This is a genomic window from Longimicrobium sp., from assembly GCF_036554565.1.
Lineage (GTDB): Bacteria > Gemmatimonadota > Gemmatimonadetes > Longimicrobiales > Longimicrobiaceae > Longimicrobium.
Genome location: NZ_DATBNB010000108.1, coordinates 1 through 4,057, shown reverse-complemented (window position 1 = coordinate 4,057; position 4,057 = coordinate 1). Strand labels below are relative to the sequence as shown.

General features: G+C 65.9%; 5 protein-coding genes. 3 read left to right on the top strand and 2 right to left on the bottom strand.

Annotated features, from left to right (window positions below):
- From VIB55_RS02970 to VIB55_RS02960, 3 genes are all read left to right on the top strand, one after another.
- Positions 1-301: hypothetical protein (locus VIB55_RS02970; protein ID WP_331875175.1), on the top strand; the 301-nt coding region annotated here is incomplete at its 5' end.
- Positions 302-1,068: 767 nt separating this feature from the next.
- Positions 1,069-1,914: a BF3164 family lipoprotein gene (locus tag VIB55_RS25600; protein WP_414680945.1), complete on the top strand. Its 846-nt coding sequence runs from the start codon at positions 1,069-1,071 to the stop codon at positions 1,912-1,914.
- Between the two features lie 112 nt (positions 1,915-2,026).
- On the top strand, positions 2,027-2,242 hold the full coding sequence (locus tag VIB55_RS02960) for a hypothetical protein (RefSeq protein WP_331875173.1): 216 nt from the start codon (positions 2,027-2,029) through the stop codon (positions 2,240-2,242).
- A 254-nt stretch (positions 2,243-2,496) separates the two neighbouring features.
- Here the strand turns inward: VIB55_RS02960 and VIB55_RS02955 are convergent, their stop codons facing one another.
- Positions 2,497-3,294: an SDR family oxidoreductase gene (locus VIB55_RS02955; protein WP_331875172.1), complete on the bottom strand. Its 798-nt coding sequence runs from the start codon at positions 3,292-3,294 to the stop codon at positions 2,497-2,499.
- Between the two features lie 154 nt (positions 3,295-3,448).
- Entirely contained in the window at positions 3,449-3,958 is a 510-nt protein-coding gene (locus VIB55_RS02950; RefSeq protein WP_331875171.1) for a hypothetical protein, read from the bottom strand.
- Between the last annotated feature and the right edge of the window lie 99 nt (positions 3,959-4,057).

The following is a 4,057-nucleotide window of genomic DNA, read 5'->3' as shown; positions in this document are numbered from 1 at the left end:
GCCCGCCGTTGTGTGGATGGACTACCCGGACTTCACGGGCGATTTCGACAACGACGTATCCGGAACCAGCACGCAGTTCGCGCTGAACCTGGGGATTGACGCCGTTACGATGCTCAACTCGCGGGGCCTGGCGCTGTCGTTCGGGGTCGAGGACTACCTCACCTTCTTCGATGCCGACCACGCGCGCCGCCGTGACCAGCTGTTCATCGGCACGTACCTGGAGGATGACGTCGCGGTCGACTACGACTACACGTACGGCAACGTGCTGCTGTTCCGGGCCGGCGTTTCCTGGCGGTTCTGACCGCCGCAGGACCACGCGCATCGGGGAAGGCGCAGAGATTCCCTCGCGTTGAGCGGGTCATCCTGCTGCGTGGCCAGCCATAGATCTCGGGAGCGCGGATGCGTGCCGCGGGCAGCCGCGGGCCACCACCGCACTCCTGAGAAAAATTGTGCCGCAGGCCATCGCGTCGGCGGCCCCCCCCCAGCCGCCAGCGCAGTTAACACTCGCGACTACTCGGGATCCACCCACTCCAGCGGTCGCACCTCAGCACCACCAGCGGGCGTCTCCTGGAGAGGTGGGTCCGTCCGAGTACGGGCTCCTCCATCATGCCATGTCGGCTGTTTTGGGCCATGGCAATCTATTGCCGATTATTCTTGCAAAGAACGATATCCCGTTTATCTTGTGATTCACAGCCATCTGCTGCCCGGCTCTTCCGGAACCCACCTCCGCTCGCATCGTTGGGGGAGTCCCCCACACTCCGCGTGATATCGCCCATGCATTCGAAGCGTTGCCTGACGGCATTCACCATTATTGCCGCAGGGGCCTGTGGCGCCGAACGAGAGCAGCCAAAGAGAACGGATTCTTTGGTGCCCGTCAGCAGGGCCGAAACCGTGGTTGACGCGGCTGATTTCCAGGGTCGTGTGCCGCGCCTCAGCGGTGCAGCACAGCCCGCGGATACACTCCAGGTAAAGCGCGTCCTGGGTGACTCGATGGCGTTTGGAGCGGTTACAGGCATACAGCCGGTGGGTCGGCACCTTTTTGTCACCGATCGGCTCATGAGTAAGCACTTGGCGCTGATCGACCTTCCCAAAGGTGCGGTGCAGGCACGGGCTGGTCGCGACGGTCAAGGGCCGAGCGAGTTTCGGGATCCCGGCGCGTTCATCGTTGAATCTGTTTCTCCGCCGAGGTCCTGGGTATACGATTTCCAAAACCGTCGGCTCTCCCTTCTCGCAGCCTCTGCCGACGGAGAGCTTGCCGTCGAGAGGAGCCGGCAGTTCAACGTCGGCGAAAGCATCGAGCAGCCGGTCCGGGTGGGTGAACGCTTCATTGCGAACGGTCTCTTCAACGACTATACGCTGCTCGTCATCGACAGTGCCGCACGTCCCGTCCAGCGCATCGAGGCGGACCAGCCGTTCCCTGCTCGTACAATGCCGCATGCGGTCGGACGCAGACTCCTCAACCGCAGCTACTTGACGGCGCACCCCGACGGAGGCCGGCTGGCCCTTGCGTATCAGTGGGCCAGCCGGATCGACTTCTTTTCGGCGGACGGCCGTCGCCTTGGCTCGGTCGAGGGGCCCCGCCCGACCAGTGCGAAGTACACGGTCAGCGGCACCCGTTTCCACTGGGATCCGCAGGGGCAGATGGCCTACACAGGCATCCACTCGACTCGCCGTTACGTCTATGTGATGTTCTGCGGTTGCCGTGAGGCTGATGATCGCGACCAACGCAGCCAGCGAGTCCACGTCTTCCGTTGGAACGGCGATTTCGTATCCGAGATCCAGCTCGACCGTCGCGTGACCGCATTCGCGGTGTCGCCAGATGACGCTTTCCTCTACGCGGCCATCACGGAACCGCATCCAGCCGTGGGGGAATGGGAGCTTCCGGCTGTGCTTCGGGCCGGAGCGGGAACCTGAGCAGCATCTTCACTCGTCCAGTGAGCAGCCAGCCGCGAACCAGGTCTCAAGCTGTCTGCATCGAAAATAGCGGGGCGGCGGGCAACAACACTTCCACCAGGAGCAAGGAACCATGACGATCCGAAAAGCGTTCGGCCTGTGCGTGATTGCCGGGTCTGCTGCGGCGGCGCCGGTGACGTTCAGCCCATCCGACGGGGTGTTCCGCCTACAGCAAGCCTGTGGTCAAGCAACGGAATGCATCACTTCGAACAACTACGTCTGCTCAACCCACAACTCTGATCACAAGGACTATCGCTGCTCAAAGGGCTGCGAATTCGCGGTAACCTGACCAGAGCTTACGCGAGTTCCGCTACGCATTGCATGCCGTAGTTCGTCGTAAACCGTAAGGCTCGCCGCCCCCTCGTTGTTCCGTGTTCCTTCAAGTCGCGAAATCAGAGCTGACCCGGCACCAGGGGCCCGCCTCTCACGCGGCTCGTAGATACTTTCATGATGAATACGAGCGCGGAGCGATCCCCATGATCGCTCCGCGCTCCGCTTCGGCGCGCCGTGGAGGACCCCCATCCATCCGAAGCGCCCCAATCCTTATTCGCTGTCCGGTGACGCCACCGCGCCGGCCAGAATCCCCCCATCCAGGTGCAGCTCCGAGCCGGTCATGTACCCGGAGTCGTCCGATGCCAGGTACATCACCGCCGCGGCCACCTCCTCCACCGTCCCGAAGCGGCGCAGCGGCGTGTCGCGCACCAGGGCGGCCATGCGCGCCTCGCGGTCGGGGCCGTCGCCCAGCATGGGCTCCCACATGGGCGTCAGGATGGCGGCCGGGTGGATGGAGTTGCAGCGGATCGCCAGCCCCTGCTGCGCGCAGTAGAGCGCCACGGTCTTCGTGTGGTTTCGCACCGCCGCCTTGCTGGCCGCGTAGGCCGCGGCTGCCGGGATGCCCACGATCCCCGACCGCGACGACACGTTGATGATGGAGCCGCGCGCCGCCGAGCGCATGGCCCGGATGCCGTGCTTGCAGCCCAGGAAGACGCCATCCGTGTTGGTGCGGTGCACCGCCCGCCAATCATCGAGCGATGCGTGCTCAGGATCGTGGGGCGCCGGGCCATCCTCGAATCCCGTCACCCCCGCGTTGTTCACCAGCACGTCCAGCCGCCCCCACCTGGCCAGCACGTCGTCCATCGCCCCGGCCCAGTCCGCCTCCTCACGGACGTCCAGCCGCCGGTACGCCGCGCCGCCGATCGCGTCCGCCACGGCCGCACCCTCCGCATCCCGAACGTCGGTCACAAGCACGCGCGCACCCTCAGCCGCCAGTGCCCGCGCGGCCCCGGCACCGATCCCCCGCGCCGCGCCCGTGACGAGCGCCACCCGTCCATCCAGTTTCATGTAGCCTCCGTTCTCGGTGTCGTCTGGGAAGATACTCGGCGGCGGCGCACCTCCGCACCGGTCATCTGCCCTATTCTCGTGCGGCTTGGGGAATGACGAGGGCCGGCATCCGTCGGTCGGGTGCCGGCCCTCGTGGCGATCGGGACGCGTGCGCCTAGCTCCTGGCGCCGACGGGGAAGGCGCGGGCGTGCCAGGCCATCTGCATCTCCGTTTCCCATCGCCCGTTGCGAACGTCGCCGACCGTGGGGACGGTGTTGTCGAAGACGACCGTGTCCGGGCCGACGCCGCCGGACAGCGCGCGCTGGCGGAACGCGGGGCGCGGCTCAGACGCGACCGCGCCGTCCTCGTCGCGAAAGAACACGCGCGACGGATCGCGCAATTCCACGCCAAGCTCGCGCTCCAGATCGCCCAGCGTGCGGAACAGCGTGTCCGTGGAACATCCTGAAACGCCCGTCGCACGCTCGTCGGCGGCGACGAGCAGGAAGCGGCCGTGCCGCAACTCGCGCCCCCCGACCACGGGCGACCCGTGCGCCGCCCACTGGCGCAGGAAGCCGTCCGTGTGCGCGAGCAGACGCTGCTGTTCGTCATCGGTCAGAGGACGGGTGGCGCCGAACACCCACAGGCGTGCGTCGTCGGGAAGCTGGTCGAAGGGTACCGCGGGCATCGTTCTCCTGCCGTCAAAGGTTGGCGCTGAATCTACCACGTCTTATATCCCGTTCTCAACCGTGGAGTCCCGACCCTGCTGGGGCGACTGAAGTCGCGG